The sequence below is a fragment of the Pseudomonas sp. NGC7 genome (assembly GCF_047159675.1).
GTDB lineage: Bacteria > Pseudomonadota > Gammaproteobacteria > Pseudomonadales > Pseudomonadaceae > Aquipseudomonas > Aquipseudomonas kermanshahensis.
Genome location: NZ_BAAFZY010000001.1, coordinates 2108867 through 2131097, shown reverse-complemented (window position 1 = coordinate 2131097; position 22231 = coordinate 2108867). Strand labels below are relative to the sequence as shown.

21 protein-coding genes are annotated in these 22231 nt (G+C 62.6%); 8 read left to right on the top strand and 13 right to left on the bottom strand.

Annotation, left to right across the window (positions count from 1 at the left end):
- The 8 genes from pabC to ACMCNM_RS09730 form a co-directional block, all read right to left on the bottom strand.
- Positions 1-816: an aminodeoxychorismate lyase gene (gene pabC / locus ACMCNM_RS09765; RefSeq protein ID WP_412764268.1), complete on the bottom strand. Its 816-nt coding sequence runs from the start codon at positions 814-816 to the stop codon at positions 1-3.
- Complete coding sequence (gene fabF, locus ACMCNM_RS09760; RefSeq protein ID WP_027596081.1) at positions 816-2060, bottom strand: beta-ketoacyl-ACP synthase II; 1245 nt, start codon at positions 2058-2060, stop codon at positions 816-818. Before fabF ends, pabC begins: the two co-directional genes overlap by 1 nt.
- Positions 2061-2248: 188 nt before the next feature.
- Positions 2249-2485, bottom strand: coding sequence for an acyl carrier protein (gene acpP, locus ACMCNM_RS09755; RefSeq protein WP_008096410.1), 237 nt, complete (start codon positions 2483-2485; stop codon positions 2249-2251).
- Positions 2486-2689: 204 nt separating this feature from the next.
- Positions 2690-3430, bottom strand: coding sequence for a 3-oxoacyl-ACP reductase FabG (gene fabG / locus ACMCNM_RS09750; protein ID WP_027596080.1), 741 nt, complete (start codon positions 3428-3430; stop codon positions 2690-2692).
- A 15-nt stretch (positions 3431-3445) separates the two neighbouring features.
- Positions 3446-4384 (bottom strand): ACP S-malonyltransferase, encoded by a 939-nt coding sequence (gene fabD, locus ACMCNM_RS09745; protein WP_412764267.1) that lies wholly within the window; start codon positions 4382-4384, stop codon positions 3446-3448.
- A 126-nt stretch (positions 4385-4510) separates the two neighbouring features.
- The gene (plsX, locus tag ACMCNM_RS09740; protein ID WP_081717536.1) at positions 4511-5521 is read right to left on the bottom strand and encodes a phosphate acyltransferase PlsX; all 1011 of its coding nucleotides are present in this window, start codon (positions 5519-5521) and stop codon (positions 4511-4513) included.
- A 3-nt stretch (positions 5522-5524) separates the two neighbouring features.
- Positions 5525-5707 carry a 50S ribosomal protein L32 gene (gene rpmF, locus ACMCNM_RS09735; RefSeq protein ID WP_003247154.1) on the bottom strand — a complete coding sequence of 61 codons (183 nt, stop codon included), beginning with the start codon at positions 5705-5707 and terminating at the stop codon, positions 5525-5527.
- 13 nt (positions 5708-5720) lie between these two features.
- On the bottom strand, positions 5721-6248 hold the full coding sequence (locus ACMCNM_RS09730; protein WP_027596077.1) for a YceD family protein: 528 nt from the start codon (positions 6246-6248) through the stop codon (positions 5721-5723).
- 96 nt (positions 6249-6344) lie between these two features.
- On the opposite strand from ACMCNM_RS09730, the gene ACMCNM_RS09725 reads away from it, so the two are divergent.
- Positions 6345-6923, top strand: a complete 579-nt coding sequence (locus ACMCNM_RS09725) for a Maf family protein (RefSeq protein WP_186681996.1) — start codon at positions 6345-6347, stop codon at positions 6921-6923.
- Between the two features lie 157 nt (positions 6924-7080).
- Here ACMCNM_RS09725 and sppA read toward each other — a convergent pair whose 3' ends face one another.
- Genes sppA through rluC form a run of 3 tightly spaced genes read right to left on the bottom strand, consistent with a single transcriptional unit; the run spans position 7081 to position 9713 of the window.
- Positions 7081-8070 (bottom strand): signal peptide peptidase SppA, encoded by a 990-nt coding sequence (sppA, locus tag ACMCNM_RS09720; RefSeq protein ID WP_186681994.1) that lies wholly within the window; start codon positions 8068-8070, stop codon positions 7081-7083.
- A gap of 23 nt (positions 8071-8093) precedes the next feature.
- Positions 8094-8753, bottom strand: coding sequence for an HAD family hydrolase (locus tag ACMCNM_RS09715; RefSeq protein WP_186681992.1), 660 nt, complete (start codon positions 8751-8753; stop codon positions 8094-8096).
- A gap of 3 nt (positions 8754-8756) precedes the next feature.
- Entirely contained in the window at positions 8757-9713 is a 957-nt protein-coding gene (gene rluC, locus ACMCNM_RS09710; RefSeq protein WP_027596073.1) for a 23S rRNA pseudouridine(955/2504/2580) synthase RluC, read from the bottom strand.
- An 801-nt stretch (positions 9714-10514) separates the two neighbouring features.
- Between rluC and rne the strand changes: the two genes are divergently transcribed.
- Positions 10515-13742 carry a ribonuclease E gene (rne, locus tag ACMCNM_RS09705; RefSeq protein WP_412764266.1) on the top strand — a complete coding sequence of 1076 codons (3228 nt, stop codon included), beginning with the start codon at positions 10515-10517 and terminating at the stop codon, positions 13740-13742.
- A gap of 201 nt (positions 13743-13943) precedes the next feature.
- Here the strand turns inward: rne and bkdR are convergent, their stop codons facing one another.
- Positions 13944-14429, bottom strand: a complete 486-nt coding sequence (gene bkdR / locus ACMCNM_RS09700) for a Bkd operon transcriptional regulator BkdR (RefSeq protein WP_027593063.1) — start codon at positions 14427-14429, stop codon at positions 13944-13946.
- A gap of 197 nt (positions 14430-14626) precedes the next feature.
- On the opposite strand from bkdR, the gene ACMCNM_RS09695 reads away from it, so the two are divergent.
- Genes ACMCNM_RS09695 through lpdA form a run of 4 tightly spaced genes read left to right on the top strand, consistent with a single transcriptional unit; the run spans position 14627 to position 19588 of the window.
- Positions 14627-15859 carry a 3-methyl-2-oxobutanoate dehydrogenase (2-methylpropanoyl-transferring) subunit alpha gene (locus tag ACMCNM_RS09695; protein WP_027593064.1) on the top strand — a complete coding sequence of 411 codons (1233 nt, stop codon included), beginning with the start codon at positions 14627-14629 and terminating at the stop codon, positions 15857-15859.
- 1 nt (position 15860) lies between these two features.
- Complete coding sequence (locus ACMCNM_RS09690; RefSeq protein ID WP_186681988.1) at positions 15861-16919, top strand: alpha-ketoacid dehydrogenase subunit beta; 1059 nt, start codon at positions 15861-15863, stop codon at positions 16917-16919.
- Complete coding sequence (locus ACMCNM_RS09685) at positions 16920-18206, top strand: dihydrolipoamide acetyltransferase family protein (RefSeq protein ID WP_412764265.1); 1287 nt, start codon at positions 16920-16922, stop codon at positions 18204-18206.
- Between the two features lie 2 nt (positions 18207-18208).
- Positions 18209-19588 (top strand): dihydrolipoyl dehydrogenase, encoded by a 1380-nt coding sequence (gene lpdA, locus ACMCNM_RS09680; protein ID WP_412764264.1) that lies wholly within the window; start codon positions 18209-18211, stop codon positions 19586-19588.
- A 141-nt stretch (positions 19589-19729) separates the two neighbouring features.
- Here lpdA and ACMCNM_RS09675 read toward each other — a convergent pair whose 3' ends face one another.
- Positions 19730-20728 carry a diguanylate cyclase domain-containing protein gene (locus tag ACMCNM_RS09675; protein ID WP_412764263.1) on the bottom strand — a complete coding sequence of 333 codons (999 nt, stop codon included), beginning with the start codon at positions 20726-20728 and terminating at the stop codon, positions 19730-19732.
- A 214-nt stretch (positions 20729-20942) separates the two neighbouring features.
- Between ACMCNM_RS09675 and ACMCNM_RS09670 the strand changes: the two genes are divergently transcribed.
- Together ACMCNM_RS09670 and ACMCNM_RS09665 are read left to right on the top strand one after the other, a co-directional pair.
- Positions 20943-21458: a hypothetical protein gene (locus tag ACMCNM_RS09670; RefSeq protein ID WP_412765911.1), complete on the top strand. Its 516-nt coding sequence runs from the start codon at positions 20943-20945 to the stop codon at positions 21456-21458.
- A 124-nt stretch (positions 21459-21582) separates the two neighbouring features.
- On the top strand, positions 21583-22203 hold the full coding sequence (locus ACMCNM_RS09665; RefSeq protein ID WP_186682068.1) for a GntR family transcriptional regulator: 621 nt from the start codon (positions 21583-21585) through the stop codon (positions 22201-22203).
- Positions 22204-22231: the final 28 nt, after the last annotated feature.

Below are 22231 nucleotides of genomic sequence, written 5' to 3'. Positions count from 1 at the left end.
TCAGGTATCCAGTAACGTACGGGCAACGGCCTGCAGTTTACGGGTGAGTGGGCCTGGCGACCAGTTCAGCGCGGCAATTCCCCGCACAGGCCAGACCCCATAGACACTGTTGCAAACGAATACTTCATCCGCCTGCTGCAGTTCATCGAATGCCAGGTCACGAACCTGGACGGGAATGGCCAGCGCCTGGGCCTGCTGCAACAACGCGGCACGCATTACTCCCGCGACGCCGCATCGGCTGAGGTCTGCGGTCAGTAGCACGCCGTCACGCACCAGGAAAAGATTGCTATACACCCCTTCGACCACCCTGCCCCGCCCATCTCGCATGAGGCCTTCGGCATGCTCGCTGTCCTGCCATTCGGCACGCGCCAGCACCTGCTCCAGGCGATTGAGGTGTTTGAGCCCGGCCAGCAGCGGTTGTTCCCCAAGCCGGGTCTGGCACGGGAACAAACGCACGCCACGCTCGGCATGCTCGACAGGATAGCTGGGCAGTGGGCCGCCCTGAAGGATGCGCCGTGCCGCGGCACCGGCAACCGGGGCATAGCCGCGCTGGCTGTCGCCACGGGTCAGGATGAGTTTGGCAACGCCATCACCGAGCTGGCTGGCGTAACGCAGGAGCTCGTCTTCAACCAACACCAGGTCAACGTCGATTGCCAGGCGCTGGCAACCCAGCGCCAAGCGTGCGAGGTGACCCGCCAGCAAACTGGGCCGGCCACCGCGCACGGCGATGGTCTCGAACAGACCATCGCCGTATGCCAGGCCGCGGTTTTGCAGGTTGACTGCATCCGCCGGCTGGCCGTCGACCCAGCTGTGCATCAACCGGCGAACCGGCGGAACACCAGCGAGCCGTTGGTGCCACCAAAGCCGAACGAGTTGGACAGCACCACATCGATCGGCATGCTGCGCGCCTGGTGTGGCACGAAGTCCAGGTCACACCCTTCGTCCGGCTCGTCCAGGTTGATGGTCGGCGGCGCCATCTGGCTGTTGATCGCCAGCACGCTGAAGATCGCTTCCACCGCGCCAGCAGCACCCAGCAGGTGGCCAGTCATCGACTTGGTCGAGCTGACCGCGAGCTTGTAGGCATGCTCACCGAACACACGCTTGATCGCCGCCACTTCGGCGATATCGCCGGCCGGGGTCGAAGTGCCGTGGGCGTTGATGTAGCTGACCTCTTCAGGCTGGATACCCGCATCGCGCAGGGCATTGGCCATGCAACGGGCAGCGCCTTCGCCGGTATCGGGTGGCGAGGTCATGTGGTAAGCGTCGCCGCTCATGCCGAAACCAACCAGCTCGGCATAAATGGTCGCGCCACGGGCCTTGGCGTGCTCGAGTTCTTCCAGCACCAGGGCACCGGCACCGTCAGACAGCACGAAACCATCACGGCCTTTGTCCCAAGGACGGCTGGCACGGCTTGGCTCATCGTTGCGGGTCGACAGCGCACGCGATGCGCCGAAGCCGCCCATGCCCAGGCCGCAGGCGGCCATTTCGGCGCCACCGGCGATCATCACGTCAGCTTCGCCGTAGGCGATGTTGCGCGCCGCCATGCCGATGCAGTGGGTGCCCGTGGTGCAGGCGGTGGCAATGGCGTAGTTCGGGCCCTGCAACCCCAAGTGGATAGACAGGAAACCGGAGATCATGTTGATGATCGAACCCGGCACGAAGAACGGCGAAATACGCCGCGGGCCCTGCTCGTGCAGGGTCCGGCTGGTTTCTTCGATGTTGGTCAGGCCACCAATGCCCGAACCCATGGCCACGCCAATGCGTTCACGGTTGCTGTCGTTGACCTCCAGGCCCGCATTACGCACGGCCTGGAACCCGGCCGCCAGGCCGTACTGGATGAACAGGTCAAGTTTGCGGGCCTCTTTGGCCGACAGGTACTGTTCGACCTCAAAGCCTTTCACCGAGCCGCCGAAACGGGTGGAGTAGGCAGACAGATCCGTATGTTCGATCGGACCGATGCCACTGCGGCCAGCCAGAATGCCCTGCCAGGTGCTCGGTACATCGGTACCCAGTGGCGACAGCATACCCATACCGGTGACCACGACGCGTCTACGCGACACAGTACTCTCCTTTTCTAATAACAGAGTCTCTTGGCATTGCATTCATGCGATGGAATGGAATGACAACAGGCTCTCGGTGCGCGGTGAACGATACCCTTGAGCTGAAGGCAGGGGGCTCGCAAAGAAAAAACCGCACGCCAGCAAAGGCAGTGCGGTTTTTCCCGACAAGAAGCGTCGACTACTGCGTCTTAGGCCTTGTGGCTGTTGACGTAGTCGATAGCGGCTTGAACGGTAGTGATCTTCTCGGCTTCTTCGTCAGGAATCTCGGTCTCGAATTCCTCTTCCAGAGCCATCACCAGCTCAACGGTGTCAAGCGAATCGGCACCCAGGTCATCGACGAAGGACTTCTCGTTGGTCACTTCCTCTTCCTTGACGCCCAGTTGCTCGGCGACGATTTTCTTGACGCGTTCTTCGATGGTGCTCATACCTAGTTTTCACTCCTAATGGACATATGTCAGGCAGCTGGCCGGTGACCAATTTTATAGAAAGACGTTCGCTTTTCAAGCTAAACGCACCTTCGGATTAGTCACCGCACCCGCTGCCTGGAATCTGGTTGCAGCTTTATAACGGATTTTAGGCTCGCAGTATGACTCTTTTTTTACGAAATCCGTCACATTGAGTTGCAGTTGTTACATGTACATCCCGCCGTTGACCGGCACCGTAGCGCCGGTCACATAGGCTGCGCCGTCGGAGGCCAGGAAGGAAACCACCTTGGCGATTTCCTCGGCCTGGCCCAGGCGGCCCAGCGGAATCTGGGTCTGCAGGGCTTCGCGCTGCGCTTCTGGCAGCTCGCGAGTCATGTCGGTGTCGATGAAGCCCGGGGTCACCGAGTTGACGGTGATACCACGCGAGCCCACTTCACGCGCCAGGGCGCGACTGAAGCCTTCGAGGCCGGCCTTGGCCGCCGCGTAGTTGGCCTGACCAGCGTTACCCATGGCACCGACAACCGAGCCGATGCTGATGATACGACCCCAACGCGCCTTGGTCATGCCGCGCAGCACGCCCTTGGACAGACGGTAGAGGCTGTTCAGGTTGGTGTCGATCACGTCGAACCACTCGTCGTCCTTCATGCGCAGCATGAGGTTGTCGCGAGTGATGCCAGCGTTGTTGACCAGGATGGTCGGCGCACCAAACTGTGCGCTGATGGCACCCAGCACCGCTTCCACGGACTCGGCGCTGGTTACGTTCAGCTCCATGCCGGTGCCGGCGATGCCGTGCTCTTTGAGGGTGGCGGCAATGCGCTCGGCGCCGGAAGCCGACGTGGCGGTGCCGATCACGGTCGCGCCCTGGCGGCCCAGTTCGAGGGCAATGGCCTGGCCGATGCCACGGCTAGCGCCGGTGACCAGTGCAACTTTACCTTGCAGGCTCATGCAAGCTTCTCCAATTCAGGCCAGCACCGCACGGGTGGCGGCGACGGCGTCAGGGGTATTGAGGTTGTAGGTGGTGACACCGTCGGCGCAACGCTTGTTGAGGCCGGCGAGGACTTTGCCCGGGCCGCACTCGACCAGGTTGACCGCGCCATTGGCGGCTAGGGTCTGCACGCACTCGACCCAGCGCACGGGCTGGTAAAGCTGTGCCAGCAGGTCATGCTTGAGCGCATCGAGGTCGGCGGCGATAGCGGCGGTGACGTTCTGCACCACCGGGATCTGCGGGGCCTTCCATTCGATGGCGTTGACCGATTCGGCAAAACGCTCGGCAGCCGGCTTCATCAAGGCGCAGTGCGACGGCACGCTGACCGCCAACGGCAGGGCGCGCTTGGCACCGGCCTCTTTGCACAGCGCCATGGCACGATCCACGGCAGCCGTGTTGCCCGCGATCACGACCTGACCTGGCGAGTTGAAGTTCACCGCGCTGACCACTTCATCTTCGGCGGCCTTGGCACAGATATCGACCACTACGGCATCGTCCAGGCCGAGAATCGCGGCCATGGCGCCGTGACCGGCAGGCACGGCCTCCTGCATCAGTTCGCCACGGCGCTTGACCAGCTTCACTGCATCTTTGAGCGACAGGCTGCCAGCGGCAACCAAGGCGCTGTATTCACCCAAGCTGTGGCCGGAAACGAACGCCGGCTGCGCGCCGCCCTCTTCTAGCCACAGGCGCCACAGGGCGATCGAGGCAGTGAGGATGGCCGGCTGGGTCTTGTCGGTTTGGTTGAGTTGTTCTTCCGGGCCTTCCTGGACCAGCTTCCACAGGTCATAGCCCAGAGCCTCGGAGGCCTCCTTGAAGGTCTCAACGATCACCGGCTTTTCGGCGCCCAATTCTTTGAGCATGCCGAGCGACTGGGAACCTTGACCGGGAAAGACGAATGCGAGGGATGCAGACATTGAACAAGCCCTTATGATCTTGTCGTCGGATAGGGTGCGCCGGGCATCAGCCTGACGCGGAATCTGAAAACTTGGATGGAGACGCGGACCAAGCGGTCACATTTAAGCACTTCATCGGCGAATTGCCTAAGGCAACAGGTCTTCAAGGCGGCCATGCAGCCGCTGCGGCAGGTTTTCCTGAATCTCGATCAGCGCCCGCTGAATCGCACTCTGAAAGCCCTGCACCCCCGCCGAACCGTGACTCTTGATGACAATCCCCTGCAAACCCAGGAAACTCGCACCGTTGTGCCGCGCCGGCGCCAGGTCGGCCTGCAGTCGCTTGAGCAGTGGCATGGCCAGCGCGCCGGCAGCGCGCGACAACACGCCACCCTTGAACAGCGTCTCGATGCGCGCAGCGATCATCGTCGCCAGGCCCTCGCTGGATTTGAGCAGGATGTTGCCGACAAAACCGTCACACACCACCACGTCAGCCTCGCCGCGGTACAGGCCATCGCCTTCGACGAAGCCCACATAGTTAAGCCCACGGGCGTTCTGCAGCAAGGTGGCCGCCAGCTTGACCTGCTGGTTGCCCTTGATGTCCTCGGTGCCGATATTCAACAGCGCCACGCGCGGCCGATGCACACCCAGCGCCTGGGCGGCCACCGAGCCCATCACGGCGAACTGGAAGAGGTTCTCGGCACTGCAATCGACATTGGCACCCAGGTCGAGCAACTGGCAGTACCCCGCCTGAGTCGGGATCGCCGCCACCATGGCCGGCCGATCGATACCCGGCAGGGTTTTGAGCACGAAACGCGACAACGCCATCAGCGCCCCGGTGTTGCCGGCACTCACGCAGGCCTGGGCCTTGCCGTCACGCACCAGCTCGAGCGCAATGCGCATCGACGAATCCGGTTTGCCACGCAACGCCTGGGATGGCCGCTCGTCCATGCCAATCACCTCGCTGGCCGCGACAATCTGCAGGCGCGCGCGATCCGCCGCCGCAAGGCCGCTGACAAGATCTTCAAGGAGGGAGGGTTGACCGACGAGGGTCAGGTGCAGCGAGGGAGTAGCCGAAAGGCAGGCAATGCTAGCCTGGACAATGCTGCGGGGACCGAAGTCCCCGCCCATTGCGTCGATCGCGATGATCTGAGCGGACAAGGATTACTCGTCAGCGCCCTTGTCGACCACTTTGCGACCACGGTATACGCCTTCTGGCGATACGTGGTGGCGCAGGTGAACTTCACCGGTGGTTTTCTCTACCGACAGCGCGTTTTCCGACAGAGCGTCGTGCGAACGGCGCATGTCACGGGCAGAGCGGGATTTTTTGTTCTGCTGAACAGCCATAATTGATTAACTCCTAAACGTTTGGGTCACGCTTTAACTGCGCCAAAACACTGAACGGGTTGGACCGCGATACCTCGTCCTTGCTCGAATCGGGCTCGTCTGCGCCCGCCGGCTGCTGGCATTCTTCCGGATGATGAGCAGGCACGATTGGCAAGGCGAGCAGAAGCTCCTCCTCGACCAGCGCCTGCAGATCCAATGGATCTTCGCCCAGTTCCAGCACGTCATAGCCTTTCGGCAACGACTGGGTATTCGCACCCTCCTTCACCACGGCGTAAGTACATTCGCTGTGGATCGGCAGGGTGACCAGCTCAAGACAACGCTGGCAAACCATCTTGACCTCGACGTCGAGCTCGCTGTGGATAACCACCACGTGCTGTTCATCTCGTTCAAAATTTAACTTCGCCTGCACCGTACCGACATTGTCGGAAAGCGGGTCGCAGAGTCTTTCCAAATCAGCGAGTTGCAGCGAACCGTTAAGGGTTACGCCACGATCGGCTAATTTGCGCGGGTCAACGTGAGGTGGAATCGGGTCATTCAACATAGGCGCAGCATTCTAGGGATGCCCCCCGCACCTGTCAAAGGAAATTAGGCGGCATGTTGCATGTTAGAATTTGGTTCAACTGATCAGGAGTCTACCATGCTTCCCTTATTACTGGCTTCCAGCTCCCCTTATCGACGCGAACTGCTCGCCCGCCTGCGCCTGCCATTCACCTGCGCAAGCCCCGATATAGACGAGCAGCGACTGGGTGACGAGCCTGCCGTGGAGCTGGTACGGCGCCTGGCCAGGCAAAAGGCTGAGGCATTGGCGGGCAGCCACCCAGGGCACCTGATCATTGGCTCTGACCAGGTCGCTGTGCTGGGTGAACAGATCCTGGGCAAGCCACACACCTTCGCCCGCGCCTGCGAGCAGCTGCTGGAGGCGAGCGGGCAGCAAGTGACCTTCCTGACCGGGCTGGCACTGCTGAACAGCGCCACGGGGCACTGCCAGGTCGATTGCGTGCCCTTTACCGTCACCATGCGTGAATTGGACCGCAAACGGGTCGAGCGCTATGTAACGGCAGAACAGCCGCTGGATTGCGCCGGGAGCTTTAAGGCGGAAGGGCTGGGGGTGAGCTTATTCCAAAGCACGCACGGTTGCGATGCGACCAGCCTGGTGGGGCTGCCGCTGATTCGGCTGGTGGATATGTTGACGAAGGAAGGGGTGGAGATACCTTAGGCTCAACATTTGTGGCGCTTATGAGATTGAGCGCCGCCTGCGCGGCGCTTCGCAGCACAAGGCTGCTCCTACAGTTGTTTCGGGCCAATTATTTCTGGGACATGGGCGCGCGGGCGGCGCCTGATCTCACAGGCACCAAAACTGCGACGGCGAACCCTCAGCGCAACGACGGCCCCTGGAACCCCATATACATCGCCAGATGCTCCGCCACGCTAGCGCCCAGCCGCTTCGAGAAGCGATCAAACGGCGATTCCTCGACCGTGAAATCCACCAACTCCTTCTCGCCGACAATCTCCCGCGCGACATAGCTGGCACTGCCCAGGCCATCCACCAGCCCCAGCGCCTTGGCCTGCTCGCCGGTCCAGATCAGGCCACTGAACAGCTCCGGGTGCTCTTTGTCTTTCAGGCGGTCACCCCGCCCCTGCTTGACCATGGCGATGAACTGCTGGTGCGTGGTGTTCAGCACACCCTGCCAGAACGCACGCTCTTCCGGCTTCTCTGGCGAGAACGGGTCCAGGAAGGCCTTGTGCTCGCCTGCAGTGTACGTGCGTCGCTCGACCCCAAGCTTCTCCATCGACCCGACAAACCCGTAACCCGCTGCCGTCACCCCGATGGAGCCGACCAGGCTAGCCTTGTCGGCATAGATCTCGTCCGCCGCACTGGCAATGTAGTAAGCACCGGAAGCGCCCAGGTCGGTAATTACCGCATACAGTTTGATGGCCGGGTACTCGGCACGCAGGCGACGAATCTCGTCATATACATAACCCGCCTGCACCGGGCTGCCGCCTGGGCTGTTGATGCGCAGCACCACCGCCTTGGTCTTGGCGTCCTTGAACGCCTCACGCAGGCTCTTGACGAGGTTATCGGCACTGGCAGCCTCCTGGTCGGCGATCACGCCGCGCACCTCGATCAGCGCCGTATGGCTGGCACTGCGCGAAGCCGCCTTGTCCATGTCCATCAGCGGCGTGAACAGCATCAGCATGCCGAACAGGTAGACGAAGGTCAGCAGCTTGAAGAAGATCCCCCAGCGACGCGCGCGACGCTGCTCCTGGACGCCCGCCAGCAGGGTCTTCTCCAACAGCTTCCAACTCTTGCGCTCTTCGCGCTCCTCGGGTTCGGACTCAGGGGCTTTCCATTCGTCTGCCATGCTTACCTGCCTTGGACGTGAAATTACGCGGAACGGCCCAGCCACTCACGCAACTGGGAAAAATGATTGATGCACAGCTGCGGGCCGAATTCGGCCAATGCCTGCAACGACATCGCGCCATACCCGACAGCCACCGAATGCATGCCAGCATTGCTGGCCATCTGCAGGTCGAACGCCGAATCGCCGACCATCAGCGCACGCTCTGGTTCGACACCACAATGGCCGAGAATTTCCTCGAGCATCAGCGGGTGCGGCTTGCCACGGGTCTCGTCGGCAGCACGGGTGATGTCGAAAAACTGCTCCCAGCCATTGGCCTTGAGCACCCGATCCAAGCCGCGACGCGCCTTGCCGGTCGCCACCGCCAGGCGGTAACCCTCTGCACGAAAGGCATCCAGCGACTCGACCACGCCCTCGAACAACGGCGAGGGCTGCTGATCGAGCGCCATGTAGATGTCGGCGTAGTGCTGCCGGAAGCGCTCGAGCGCTACCGGCGTCAGGTGCGGGTACAGGGTATGGATCGCCTCGCCCAGGGCCAGACCGATGATGCCCTTGACCGCCTCTTCGTGGCTTGGCGCCTCACCGGCACGCTCAGCGGCGGCATTCATCGCCTCGACGATGCGGCCGATGGAATCGGCCAGGGTGCCATCCCAGTCGAAAATCAGCAGTTCATACGGCTTTTTCATAGATCAGGACGCACTCAAACGCTCAACCGTCTTAGCCCACACCTCATCCACCGGCGCCTCGAGCTTGAGCTCGCCGCCGTCAGGCAGCGGCACGGTCAGGGCGTAGGCATGCAGGAACAGGCGCTTGCCGCCCAGCTCGCGGATTTCGCGGCTGAAGTCTTCATCGCCGTACTTGCTGTCGCCTGCGATCATGTGCCCAGCATGCAAGGTGTGCACACGAATCTGGTGAGTACGACCGGTGATCGGGCGCGCCTCGACAATGGTTGCGAACTCGCCAAAACGGCGCAGCACGCGGAACAGGGTCAGCGCTTCCTTGCCCTCGTCATTGACCTCGACCATACGCTCGCCAGAACGCAGGTTGCTCTTGAGCAACGGTGCGTTGACCTGCTTCTTGGCGGTCGGCCAATGGCCGCGCACCAAGGCCATGTAGCGCTTGTCGACACCGTCGCCACGCAATGCGGCATGCAGGTGGCGCAGCATGCTGCGCTTCTTGGCGATCATCAGCAGGCCGGACGTGTCGCGGTCCAGGCGGTGCACCAGTTCAAGTTCCTTGGCGTCCGGGCGCAGTTGGCGCAGCGCCTCGATCACACCAAAGCTCAGGCCACTGCCGCCATGCACGGCAATACCGGCCGGCTTGTTCATCACGATCAGCGCTTTGTCTTCATAGACAATCGCCGCTTCCAGGCGCTGCAACAGGCCTTGCGCCACCGGCGCAGGCGCATCACGCTCGGGCAAGCGGACGGGCGGTACCCGCACGATATCGCCGGCCTGAATCTTGTACTCAGGCTTGACGCGCCCCTTGTTGACCCGCACTTCACCCTTGCGCAGGATGCGGTAGACAAGCGTCTTGGGCACGCCCTTGAGGGCCGTGATGAGGAAATTGTCGATGCGTTGGCCGGCAAGCTCCGGCGCGACTTCGATCAGCTGAACGCCGGAAGTCGGAGGGGTATTGGTCGTCATCAAGGGATCATAACAATTTTTTATGGAATTGAAGCACTTAATCATTGCTGCTATAGTCGCGAACGCCGCCAAAAGCGGCAGGCCAGCGGCACCAGGCTCTTCGCCGGTCCCTGACCTTCGCAATTCTCCAGGACGCGAGGCCGTCCTACGGGGTTTTCGCCAGTTTACCGAATTGCCTGGAATCGCCACCAGCGCTGTGTAGAGAAGACCGAAAAAAAACGACAAGTGCGGTGTTTCACCTGCTTACCCGATTCTTTTCGCTGCACCTCTGCCCGCCTCGTCGCTTCCACGCAACGCACGGCGAATGCTTCGGAAATACCTGCCTTGGACATGAATGGCGCCAGCGCGGAACCCGCGCTGGCGAAAAATGCAACCCGTTGCGGATTCAGCGCGCGGCAGCACCCGAATTATCAGGGATACGTGCAGGGTGGAGATGCACAGCCCTCGGACCGTGTAGCACCGCGTCCGGCCACCGGCCCACTGACATGGGCGGCGAGCGGATAAGGTCCTGAAACAGATGCCCCCGGGCGTCCACGGCTGAAGGTTGATTCCTCCTCCTGACTGAGTGCACTTGGCCCGCTGGGTTGATTCGGATACCTATTCGAAAGCCACAAGGGCCAGCTAGGCACCGCAGCAAACAGGACGCGTCGTCGTGACAACGGCAGGCTGGGCAACCGGCTGGTGCCGAACGTCGCTCGACACGGGGGTGGCCCCGCCACCCTTTGCGCACCTTGGCACCGACCATGAGACGTCGTGTGTGCCGAACGCCGTTTCCGGCAGCCCGGAAACCGACGGTACAACATGAAAAGAATGCTGATTAACGCAACTCAACCCGAAGAGTTGCGTGTAGCCCTGGTGGACGGCCAACGCCTCTACGACCTGGACATCGAGTCCGGCGCCCGTGAGCAGAAAAAGGCCAACATCTACAAAGGCAAGATCACCCGCATCGAACCTAGCCTCGAAGCCGCCTTCGTCGACTTCGGCTCCGAACGTCACGGCTTCCTGCCGCTGAAAGAAATCTCCCGCGAGTACTTTAAGAAGTCCCCCGAAGGCCGCGTCAACATCAAGGACGTCCTCAGCGAAGGCCAGGAAGTCATCGTCCAGGTCGAGAAGGAAGAGCGCGGCAACAAAGGCGCCGCCCTCACCACCTTCATCAGCCTGGCCGGCCGCTACCTGGTGCTGATGCCTAACAACCCACGCGCTGGCGGCATCTCCCGCCGCATCGAAGGCGAAGAGCGCAACGAGCTGCGCGAAGCCCTCAACGGCCTGACCGTGCCGGGCGACATGGGCCTGATCGTGCGCACTGCCGGCCTTGGCCGCAGCAGCGAAGAAATGCAATGGGACCTCGACTACCTGCTGCAGCTGTGGACCGCCATCAAGGAAGCCTCCCTTGACCGCGCCGCGCCATTCCTGATCTATCAGGAAAGCAACGTCATCATCCGCGCCATCCGCGACTACCTGCGCCAGGACATCGGCGAAGTGCTGATCGACAGCATGGACGCTCAGGAAGAAGCCCTGACCTTCATCCGCCAGGTGATGCCGCAGTACGCCAGCAAGGTCAAGCTGTACGAAGACAGCGTCCCGCTGTTCAACCGCTTCCAGATCGAGAGCCAGATCGAGACCGCCTTCCAGCGCGTCGTCGACCTGCCGTCCGGCGGCTCGATCGTAATCGACCCGACCGAGGCCCTGGTCTCTATCGACATCAACTCGGCGCGCGCCACCAAAGGCAGCGACATCGAGGAAACCGCCCTGCAGACCAACCTGGAAGCGGCCGAAGAAATCGCCCGCCAATTGCGTCTGCGTGATATCGGCGGCCTGATCGTCATCGACTTCATCGACATGACCCCGGCCAAAAACCAGCGCGCCGTCGAAGAGCGTGTGCGTGAGTGCCTTGAGGCCGACCGCGCCCGCGTTCAGGTTGGCCGTATCTCGCGCTTCGGCCTGCTGGAAATGTCCCGTCAGCGCCTGCGCCCATCGCTGGGCGAAAGCAGCGGCATCGTCTGCCCACGCTGCTCGGGTACCGGCATCATCCGTGACGTCGAGTCGCTGTCGCTGGCCATCCTGCGCCTGATCGAGGAAGAAGCGCTGAAGGACCGCACTGCCGAAGTGCGCGCCCAGGTGCCGATCCCGGTCGCTGCTTTCCTGCTGAACGAGAAACGCAACTCGATCACCAAGATCGAACTGCGCACCCGTGCACGCATCATCATCCTGCCGAACGATCACCTGGAAACCCCGCACTTCGAAGTCCAGCGCCTGCGCGACGACAACCCTGAAGTGCTGAACAACCTGTCCAGCTACGAGATCGCCGCCACCGAAACCGAAGAAGCGCCGCAGCCGACCGCCACCCGCACCCTGGTTCGCCAGGAAGCCGCGGTGAAGACTGCCCCGGCCCGCGCCAACGCGCCGGTGCCGAGCACTGTCGAAGAGCCGCAGCAGCCTGCCGCACCGGTAGCCCCAGCGCCAAGCGCCCCAGAGCCAAGCCTGTTCAAAGGCCTGGTCAAGTCGCTGGTCAGCCTGTTCGCCGGCAAGGACGAACCGGTCGCCGCACCGGCCGTCACAGCCGAAAAACCAGCTGCTGAACGCACCCCACGCAACGAAGAGCGTCGCAACGGCCGCCAGCAGACCCGCAACCGTAACGGCCGTCGCGACGAAGAGCGCAAGCCACGCGAAGAGCGTGCCGAGCGCGCACCACGCGAAGAGCGTCAGCCTCGCGAAGAACGCGCACCACGTGAAGAACGTGCCCCGCGTGAAGAACGTGCACCGCGCGAAGAGCGCCAACCACGTCAGCCTCGCGAAGACCGTCGTGGCAACCGCGAAGAACGCCCGGTACGCGAACTGCGCGAGCCGCTGGAAGCCACGCCGGCACCCGCTGCCCGTGAAGAGCGCCAGCCACGCGAAGAGCGTGTAGCCCGTGAAGAACGCGCCCCACGCGAAGAGCGTGCACCGCGTGAAGAGCGTGCCCCTCGCGAAGAGCGTGCTCCGCGTGAAGAACGTGCTCCGCGTGAAGAGCGTGCTCCGCGTGAAGAGCGTGCCCCGCGTGAAGAACGCGCACCCCGCGAAGAACGCGCCCCACGTGAAGAGCGTGCCCCACGCCCACCGCGTGAAGAGCGCCAGCCACGTGCCAGCGAAGAAGCCACCGAGCAGGCTGCAGAGCTTGCCGAAGAGCAACTGCCGAACGAAGAGTTGCTGCAAGACGAGCAGGAAGGCGCCGATGGCGAGCGTCCGCGCCGCCGTTCCCGCGGCCAGCGTCGTCGCAGCAACCGTCGCGAGCGTCAACGCAATGCCAACGGTGAGCTGATCGAAGGTAGCGAAGACGACGGCAGCGAAGAGCAGCCACAACAGCACCAGGCCAGCGAGCTGGGTGCCGAACTGGCTGCCGGCCTGGCTGTGACCGCGGCTGTTGCCAGCAGCAGCATCAGTGCCTATGCCGAAGCCCAAGCCAATCAGCAGGCCGAGCGCGCCACCGCTGAAGTCGCCGAAACCGACACCCGCGAAGCCACCAAGCCCGCCGAGCAGGTCGAAGCCGTTGCACAGGCCGAGGAAGTCGCCATTGCTCCGGTGGTCGAACAACCTGTCAGCGAACCCGTAGTGGTGGAAGCGACTGCCGAACCTGTGGTTGAAGTTGCGCCACAGCCGGTCGTGGAAGAAGCCCCTGCGGCCGAACCTGCAGTGGTTGCCGAAGCCCCAGTGGAAGCTCCAGCGGTCGAAGCCGGTGAAATCGAAAAGGCCCCGGCCTTCATCGAACAGGCACCGGTCATTGAAGCACCTGCTCCGGCTGCCGAAGCCCAACCGGAAGTGGTCGCTGAGCCTGCTCCAGTTGCGGTAGAGCCCGCACCGGTCGAAGCACCTGTCGTGGTTGAAACCGCCACTGTAATGCTGGCAAACGGCCGCGCGCCTAACGACCCACGTGAAGTGCGTCGCCGCAAGCGTGAAGCCGAGGCTGCGGCTAAAGCCGCGCAGGAAGCTGCTGCATCGACGCAGGAAACTGCCCTGGAAACCGCTGATGAGCACAAACCTCATCACGGCTGATAGCCAAGGCTGAATGAAAAAGCCCCGCCAGTGCGAACTGGCGGGGCTTTTTCTTGCTTGCCTCTATTTCAGGCCGCCCGAATCAGGTAGGAGCAGCCTTGTGCTGCGAAGAGGCCAGTGTAAACACCAAAGATCTACGGTGATTTCACCGGCCTCTTCGCAGCGCAAGGCTGCTCCTACAGGTGTGTAATTCCGCTTCCCTTATTCGCGCAGGGTCATCCCATTCGCTGGCAATGGCAGCGCCGTTTTATAGCGCACCTGCTTCAAGGCAAAACTCGACCGGATATTCGCCACGCCCGGCAACCGCGTCAGGTAATCGAGAAACCGCTCCAGCGCTTGAATACTGGGCAGCAACACCCGCAGCAGGTAATCCGGGTCGCCCGTCATCAGGTAGCACTCCATCACCTCGGGGCGCTCGGCGATCTCTTCCTCGAAGCGGTGCAGCGACTGCTCGACCTGTTTTTCCAGGCTCACATGGATGAACACATTCACGTCCAGCCCCAACGCCTCCGGCGACAACAAGGTCACCTGCTGGCGGATCACCCCCAGCTCTTCCATCGCTTTGACCCGATTGAAACAGGGGGTGGGCGACAGGTTGACCGACCGCGCCAGTTCCGCGTTGGTGATGCGGGCGTTTTCCTGAAGGCTGTTGAGAATACCGATATCGGTACGATCGAGTTTGCGCATGAGACAAATTCACCGGTTTTTTGTGTTTATGCGGAATGTTTATCTGCGCCCGTCAGCAAAGGCAACCAACTTGAGAGAAAAATTCTCCTGCCGTGCCACTAAGATGTAGGTGACGCTGACTTACCAGTCACAAGCCGGTACTCAGCGGCGGCCGCTTCAGAGCTCACAAAAACAACATTCGAGCGAGCGTAAAAAGCATGAACGAGTACGCCCCCCTGCGTTTGCATGTGCCCGAGCCCACCGGCCGGCCAGGCTGCCAGACCGATTTTTCCTACCTGCGTCTGAACGATGCAGGTGTTGTCCGCAAACCGTCCATCGACGTCGACGCTGCCGACACCGCAGAGCTGTCCAACAGCCTGATCCGCGTGTTGGACGCGCACGGTGACGCCCTCGGCCCATGGGCCGAAGACATCGACCCGCAGGTGCTGCGCCAAGGCATGCGCGCCATGCTCAAGACGCGCATCTTCGACAGCCGCATGGTGGTTGCCCAGCGCCAGAAAAAGATGTCCTTCTACATGCAGAGCTTGGGCGAGGAAGCCATCGGCAGCGCCCAGGCCCTGGCCCTGAACCGCACCGACATGTGCTTCCCCACCTACCGCCAGCAGAGCATCCTGATGGCCCGCGACGTGTCACTGGTGGAGATGATCTGCCAGTTGCTGTCCAACGAGCGCGACCCGCTCAAGGGGCGCCAGCTGCCGATCATGTACTCGGTACGCGAGGCCGGGTTCTTCACCATCAGCGGCAACCTGGCGACCCAGTTCGTGCAGGCGGTCGGCTGGGCCATGGCCTCGGCGATCAAGGGCGATACCAAGATCGCCTCAGCCTGGATCGGCGACGGCGCCACCGCCGAGTCGGACTTCCATACCGCCCTGACCTTTGCCCACGTGTACCGCGCGCCGGTGATCCTCAACGTGGTCAACAACCAGTGGGCGATCTCCACCTTTCAGGCCATTGCTGGCGGTGAATCGACCACCTTCGCCGGCCGTGGCGTGGGCTGCGGTATCGCCTCCTTGCGCGTCGACGGCAACGACTTCGTCGCTGTGTACGCCGCCTCGCGCTGGGCCGCCGAACGCGCCCGCCGTGGCCTGGGCCCATGCCTGATCGAATGGGTCACTTACCGTGCCGGCCCGCACTCCACCTCCGACGACCCGTCCAAGTACCGCCCTGCCGATGACTGGAGCCACTTCCCGCTGGGCGACCCGATCGCCCGCCTGAAGCAGCATCTGATCAAGATCGGCCACTGGTCCGAGGAAGAGCACCAGGCGGTCACCGCCGAGTTCGAGGCTGCGGTCATCGCCGCGCAGAAGGAAGCTGAACAGTACGGCACCCTGGCCAACGGCCATATCCCGAGCGCGGCCTCGATGTTCGAGGACGTGTACAAGGAAATGCCCGAACACCTGCGCCGTCAACGCCAGGAACTGGGGGTTTGAGATGAACGACCATAACAACAGCATCAACCCGGAAACCGCCATGGCCACCACTACCATGACCATGATCCAGGCCCTGCGCTCGGCCATGGATATCATGCTTGAGCGTGACGACAATGTCGTGATCTACGGCCAGGACGTCGGCTACTTCGGTGGCGTGTTCCGCTGCACTGAAGGCTTGCAGACCAAGTACGGCAAGTCGCGGGTGTTCGACGCCCCGATCTCGGAAAGCGGCATCGTCGGCACTGCCGTGGGCATGGGCGCCTACGGCCTGCGCCCGGTGGTGGAAATCCAGTTTGCCGACTACTTCTACCCGGCCTCCGACCAGATCGTGTCGGAAATGGCCCGCCTGCGCTATCGCTCGGCCGGCGAGTTCATCTCCCCGCTGACCCTGCGCATGCCCTGCGGTGGCGGCATCTATGGCGGCCAGACGCACAGCCAGAGCCCCGAAGCGATGTTCACCCAGGTGTGCGGGCTCCGCACCGTCATGCCGTCCAACCCCTATGACGCCAAGGGCCTGCTGATCGCCTCGATCGAATGCGACGACCCGGTCATTTTCCTTGAGCCCAAACGCCTCTACAACGGCCCGTTCGACGGCCACCACGACCGCCCTGTGACGCCGTGGTCCAAGCACCCGCACAGCGCCGTGCCGGATGGCTACTACACCGTGCCGTTGGACAAGGCGGCAATCACCCGCCCCGGCAGCGACGTTACCGTGCTGACGTATGGCACCACGGTCTACGTGGCCCAAGTGGCCGCCGAAGAAACCGGCGTCGATGCCGAAGTCATCGACCTGCGCAGCCTGTGGCCGCTGGACCTGGAGACCATCGTCGCGTCGGTGAAAAAGACCGGTCGCTGCGTGGTGGTGCACGAGGCTACCCGTACCTGCGGTTTCGGTGCCGAGCTGGTGGCGCTGGTTCAGGAGCACTGCTTCCATCACCTCGAAGCGCCGATCGAGCGCGTCACCGGTTGGGACACCCCCTACCCTCACGCACAGGAATGGGCTTACTTCCCAGGGCCTTCGCGGGTAGGTGCGGCATTGAAACGGGTCATGGAGGTCTGAATGGGCACGCACGTCATCAAGATGCCGGACATTGGCGAAGGTATCGCGCAAGTCGAGTTGGTCGAGTGGTTCGTCAAGGTCGGTGATGTGATCGCCGAAGACCAGGTGGTGGCCGATGTCATGACCGACAAGGCGACCGTGGAAATCCCTTCGCCGGTCAGCGGCAAGGTATTGGCCCTGGGTGGCCAGCCGGGTGAGGTGATGGCGGTCGGCAGCGAGCTGATCCGCATCGAAGTGGAAGGCAGCGGCAACCATGTCGACGCGCCGCAGGGCAAGCCCGCTGAAGCCAAGCCCGTCGAGCCAGTGGCCGCGCCAGCAGCCAACACACCGCCAGCGCGTGCCGCCGTCGCAGCGCCGGCCTGCCAGGCTGCAGCCACCGCCACTGCCGCGCCCATCGTGCCGCGCCAGGCGGGCGACAAGCCGCTGGCCTCCCCGGCCGTGCGCAAGCGTGCGCTGGATGCCGGCATCGAGCTGCGCTACGTGCATGGCAGCGGCCCAGCCGGGCGCATCCTGCACGAAGACCTCGATGCGTTCATGAGCAAGCCACAGACCGCCGCCGGGCAAGCGCCCAGTGGCTACGCCAAGCGTACCGACAGCGAGCAGGTGCAAGTCATCGGCCTGCGCCGCAAGATCGCCCAGCGCATGCAGGACGCCAAGCGCCGAGTCGCGCACTTCAGCTATGTCGAAGAGATCGACGTCACGGCCCTGGAAGCCCTGCGCCAGCAGCTCAACCAGAAGCACGGCGACAGCCGCGGCAAGCTGACCCTGCTGCCGTTTTTGGTCCGCGCGTTGGTCGTGGCCCTGCGCGACTTCCCGCAGATCAACGCCACCTATGACGACGAAGCGCAAGTCATCACCCGCCATGGCGCGGTGCATGTGGGCATCGCCACCCAAGGCGACAATGGCCTGATGGTACCGGTGCTGCGCCATGCCGAAGCCGGCAGCCTGTGGGGCAATGCCAGCGAGATCGGCCGTTTGGCGACCGCCGCGCGCAGCAACAAGGCCAGCCGCGAGGAATTGTCTGGCTCGACCATCACCCTGACCAGCCTCGGCGCGTTGGGCGGTATCGTCAGTACACCGGTGGTCAACACCCCGGAAGTGGCGATCGTCGGCGTCAACCGCATGGTCGAGCGGCCGATGGTGATCGACGGCCAGATCGTCATACGCAAGATGATGAACCTGTCCAGCTCGTTCGACCACCGGGTGGTCGACGGCATGGATGCTGCGCTGTTCATCCAGGCCGTGCGTGGCCTGCTTGAGCAACCCGCCTGCCTGTTCGTGGAGTGAGCATGCAACAGACTATCGAAACCACCCTGCTGATCATCGGCGGCGGCCCTGGCGGCTATGTAGCCGCCATCCGCGCCGGGCAATTGGGTATTCCCACCGTGCTGGTGGAAGGCCAGGCGTTGGGCGGCACTTGCCTCAACGTTGGCTGTATTCCGTCCAAGGCGCTGATTCATGTCGCCGAGCAGTTCCATCAGACCTCGCGCTACACCGAGCCATCGCCACTGGGCATCAGTGTCAGCTCACCGCGCCTGGACATCACCCGCAGCGTGGCCTGGAAAGACGGCATCGTCGACCGCCTGACCACCGGGGTGGCTGCCTTGCTGAAGAAGCACGGGGTCAAGGTGATCCATGGCTGGGCGAAGGTCCTCGACGGCAAGCATGTCGACGTCGACGGCCAACGCATCCAGTGCGAGCACCTGTTGCTGGCCACAGGTTCCAACAGCGTCGAACTGCCGATGCTGCCGCTGGGTGGGCCGATCATTTCCTCGACCGAAGCGTTGGCACCCGAAACCTTGCCGCAGCACCTGGTTGTAGTGGGCGGTGGTTATATCGGCCTGGAGTTGGGTATCGCCTACCGCAAGCTGGGCGCGCAGGTGAGCGTGGTGGAAGCGCGCGAGCGCATCCTGCCGACCTACGACAGCGAGCTGACCGCACCGGTGGCCGAGGCGCTGAAGAAGCTGGGCATTGCCGTGCACCTGGGCCATAGCGTCGAGGGTTACGAGAACGGTTGCCTGCTGGCCCGTGATGGCCAAGGCCAGCAACTACGCCTGGAGGCCGACCGGGTGCTGGTGGCTGTCGGCCGGCGCCCGCGTACTCAAGGCTTCAACCTTGAATCCCTGGAACTGAAGATGAACGGCGCCGCCATCGCCATCGACGAACGCTGCCAGACCAGCATGCGCAATGTCTGGGCCATCGGCGATGTGGCGGGTGAACCAATGCTCGCACACCGGGCCATGGCCCAGGGCGAGATGGTCGCCGAGATCATCGCTGGCAAGGCACGGCGCTTCGAGCCGAATGCGATCGCCGCAGTGTGCTTCACCGACCCGGAAATCGTGGTGGTCGGCAAGACGCCGGAGCAAGCCAGCCAACAAGGCCTGGACTGCATCGTCGCGCAGTTCCCGTTCGCGGCAAATGGCCGGGCCATGAGCCTTGAGTCGAAAGCCGGCTTCGTGCGCGTGGTGGCGCGCCGCGACAATCACCTGATCTTGGGTTGGCAAGCGGTTGGCGTGGCGGTCTCGGAACTGTCCACGGCCTTTGCCCAATCGCTGGAAATGGGCGCCTGCCTTGAGGACATCGCCGGTACCATCCACGCCCACCCGACGCTGGGTGAAGCGGTACAGGAAGCTGCGTTGCGTGCACTGGGCCACGCCTTGCATATCTGACACTGAAGCGGCTGAGGCCGATTTGGCCCGCTGCGCCGCAAGGCGCCGCGGGTCTTTTTTCTTTCGCTCAGCGGGGACCTGTGGCGGCCAAAGGGGCCGCTGTGCGACCCATCGCAGCGGCCCCATTCACCCATCGTCAGCTCATTCAGCTATCGCGTTCTTACCCACGCCTTTGGCGCGATACAGGGCTTTGTCAGCGCGGGCCAACAAATCATCCGGGTCTTGACCCTCCTGCCACTGCACCACCCCATAGCTCATGGTCAGGCGACACTCGCCAACCGGCTCCACCTGCTCCATCACCTGGCGCAACCGTGCGGCCACTTCAAGCGCATCGTCCAGCGCCGTCTGCGGCAGCACGATGACGAACTCGTCACCGCCCCAGCGCGCCAACAGGTCATGCTCGCGCAGGCAGGTGCGCAGGTTGTCGACCACCTGCACCAGCGCCGCATCGCCACGGGCATGGCCGTAATGATCGTTGATCGGCTTGAAGTCATCCACGTCCATGGCAATTAGCGACAAGGGGTGGCGGAAGCGCTGGGCGCGCTCGCACTCTTGCAGCAACACCTTTTCCAGCCGGTACCGATTGGCGATGCGGGTCAACGCATCGCGTTCGGCCAGTTCGCGGTTTTCATCCAGCTGACGCTGCAATTGCTGGTTGACCCAGGACAGCTCGCGGGTGCGCTCGGCCACCAGGCCTTCCAGCGACAGGTTCTGCTGCTCAAGCTGGGCCACCCGTCGCTTGCCGGCATCGATATTGCGGTGGGCGCCAAGCATGCGGGCCACCGAGCCGTCGTCGTTGCGGTCGATGATGTAGCCGCTGTCTTCGATCCACAGGTAGCTGCCATCCTGGCAGCGGCAGCGGTACTCGATCAGGTAGCGCTCGTTGCGGTTATTGATGTAGGCCTCGAAATGCGCCATGACCCGCGGGTAGTCCTCCGGGTGAATCACGCTTTCCCAGGTCAGCACCGAGTTGGCCATGGAATGACTGGCATAGCCGAGCATGGCGTACCAGCCTGGGTTGCGGTAGACGTAGCCGGTGTTGGCATTCCAGTCCCAGATGCCGTCACTTACCAACTCGAACAAGGTTTGCAGCTGCTGCTCACTGAAACCGGCGGGTGCCGGCATGGTTTCCTGACTCATGGACGCTCTCCCTGATGCCCAGCAACTGCGCTCCGTTCAAGGGGCTGCCGACAGTATTGATGGTTGCCGCATGCGGCAAGGCAATGCCTCTGACGGGCAAGCATATGCCCACCGGAAAGTAACCGGAATAGGCCCGAAGGCCAATTTTCGGCCTGTTCAGTGCTGGCATGGCTTTTGCGCGGAGTGCCTGCCAATGAGATTTCCAGGAGGAAACATGATAATCGCCCCCAACGGCGTCAGCTGGCAGCCCACAGTTCACCAACCCCAGCGCGCCACCGATGAACAGGCCGTCGCCCAAGCCGCGCAACTGCGCGCGCCAGCGGCCACCGACAACACCGCAGCGCAACAGCACAGCCAAGGCAACACCTCACAGCAAAACGCCGAGGATGCGCGCGAAGAAGCCTTTGCCAAACTCAAGGTAGCGCTGCAAAACCCTGAGGTCGCTGCGCGCCAGCAAGCCGATGCTGAAACAGAGACGACCAGTAGCGCCCTGCAAGAGTTTCGCGACTACATGGCCAAATCACCTGGCGAGATGATCAAGGAAAAATTACTGCGTGAGATCGGCATCACGCCAGAGGAGTACAACGCCTTGCCGCCGGAGATGAAGGCAAAGGTCGACGAACTGATCGCCCAGCGCATGAAAGAGGACATGCACCAAAAGGTACAAGCGAAGATCGAGGAGCAGGTCGCCCCATCAGAAGATGAGGATCCGGTAGCCAGCCTGGTGTGACGCCGCGGTGGCGGTTGATTTGGATAGACCAAGGTTTCGTATAAGATATCCGCAATGCCACCTGCTGGAAAATCCTGTGCCGCTGCCGTCCTTCAAAGCCACCAACCTGGGGGCGACCCCTTCTATGTCGGAAATCATCGCCAAGCACCTGCGTGAGGCGATCATTTCAGGCCAGCTCGCCGAAGGCGAACCCGTGCGCCAGGACGAAGTGGCGCACGCCTTCAATGTCAGCAAGATTCCCGTACGTGAAGCCTTGAAACGCCTTGAAGCGGAAGGCCTGGTGGACTTTCATCGCAACCGTGGCGCATTGGTCACGCGCATCTCGGAGCCGGAACTGGCGCAGATGTTCGAGGTGAGGGTGTTGTTGGAAGTGAAGGCGATCCGCCTGGCGATCCCCAACATGACCGAAGAACACTTTGCCCGTGCTGAAGCTATCTGCGCAGAATTCATCGGCGAGGATGACATCGGCCGTTGGGCCGATCTCAACTGGGCGTTGCACGCTTGTTTGTACGAGCCTGCAAAACGCCCCTACTTGATCAGCCTGATTCGCTCCATTCATGACAAGGTCGAACGGTATTTGCGTATGCAGATGAGTTTGTCGGCGGGCAAGGACCGGGCCGATCACGAGCATCGCGATATCGTCGCCGCCTGCCGTGCGCGGGATGTGGAGCTGGCCGCTCGGCTGATCGAAGCGCACATCAATGGTGTGTGCCAAAGCCTTTACGATCACCTGCCCCATAACTAACTCACTCACCCACCGCGCGCCCTTTGTA

Bases quoted from the DNA above. Each gene is read 5' to 3' on its own strand.
- pabC (WP_412764268.1), bottom strand. From the start codon at position 816: ATGCACAGCTGGGTCGACGGCCAGCCGGCGGATGCAGTCAACCTGCAA.
- acpP (WP_008096410.1), bottom strand. From the start codon at position 2,485: ATGAGCACCATCGAAGAACGCGTCAAGAAAATCGTCGCCGAGCAACTG.
- fabG (WP_027596080.1), bottom strand. From the start codon at position 3,430: ATGAGCCTGCAAGGTAAAGTTGCACTGGTCACCGGCGCTAGCCGTGGC.
- fabD (WP_412764267.1), bottom strand. From the start codon at position 4,384: ATGTCTGCATCCCTCGCATTCGTCTTTCCCGGTCAAGGTTCCCAGTCG.
- rpmF (WP_003247154.1), bottom strand. From the start codon at position 5,707: ATGGCTGTTCAGCAGAACAAAAAATCCCGCTCTGCCCGTGACATGCGC.
- ACMCNM_RS09730 (WP_027596077.1), bottom strand. From the start codon at position 6,248: ATGTTGAATGACCCGATTCCACCTCACGTTGACCCGCGCAAATTAGCC.
- ACMCNM_RS09725 (WP_186681996.1), top strand. From the start codon at position 6,345: ATGCTTCCCTTATTACTGGCTTCCAGCTCCCCTTATCGACGCGAACTG.
- sppA (WP_186681994.1), bottom strand. From the start codon at position 8,070: ATGGCAGACGAATGGAAAGCCCCTGAGTCCGAACCCGAGGAGCGCGAA.
- ACMCNM_RS09715 (WP_186681992.1), bottom strand. From the start codon at position 8,753: ATGAAAAAGCCGTATGAACTGCTGATTTTCGACTGGGATGGCACCCTG.
- rluC (WP_027596073.1), bottom strand. From the start codon at position 9,713: ATGACGACCAATACCCCTCCGACTTCCGGCGTTCAGCTGATCGAAGTC.
- rne (WP_412764266.1), top strand. From the start codon at position 10,515: ATGAAAAGAATGCTGATTAACGCAACTCAACCCGAAGAGTTGCGTGTA.
- bkdR (WP_027593063.1), bottom strand. From the start codon at position 14,429: ATGCGCAAACTCGATCGTACCGATATCGGTATTCTCAACAGCCTTCAG.
- ACMCNM_RS09695 (WP_027593064.1), top strand. From the start codon at position 14,627: ATGAACGAGTACGCCCCCCTGCGTTTGCATGTGCCCGAGCCCACCGGC.
- ACMCNM_RS09690 (WP_186681988.1), top strand. From the start codon at position 15,861: ATGAACGACCATAACAACAGCATCAACCCGGAAACCGCCATGGCCACC.
- ACMCNM_RS09685 (WP_412764265.1), top strand. From the start codon at position 16,920: ATGGGCACGCACGTCATCAAGATGCCGGACATTGGCGAAGGTATCGCG.
- lpdA (WP_412764264.1), top strand. From the start codon at position 18,209: ATGCAACAGACTATCGAAACCACCCTGCTGATCATCGGCGGCGGCCCT.
- ACMCNM_RS09675 (WP_412764263.1), bottom strand. From the start codon at position 20,728: ATGAGTCAGGAAACCATGCCGGCACCCGCCGGTTTCAGTGAGCAGCAG.
- ACMCNM_RS09670 (WP_412765911.1), top strand. From the start codon at position 20,943: ATGATAATCGCCCCCAACGGCGTCAGCTGGCAGCCCACAGTTCACCAA.
- ACMCNM_RS09665 (WP_186682068.1), top strand. From the start codon at position 21,583: ATGTCGGAAATCATCGCCAAGCACCTGCGTGAGGCGATCATTTCAGGC.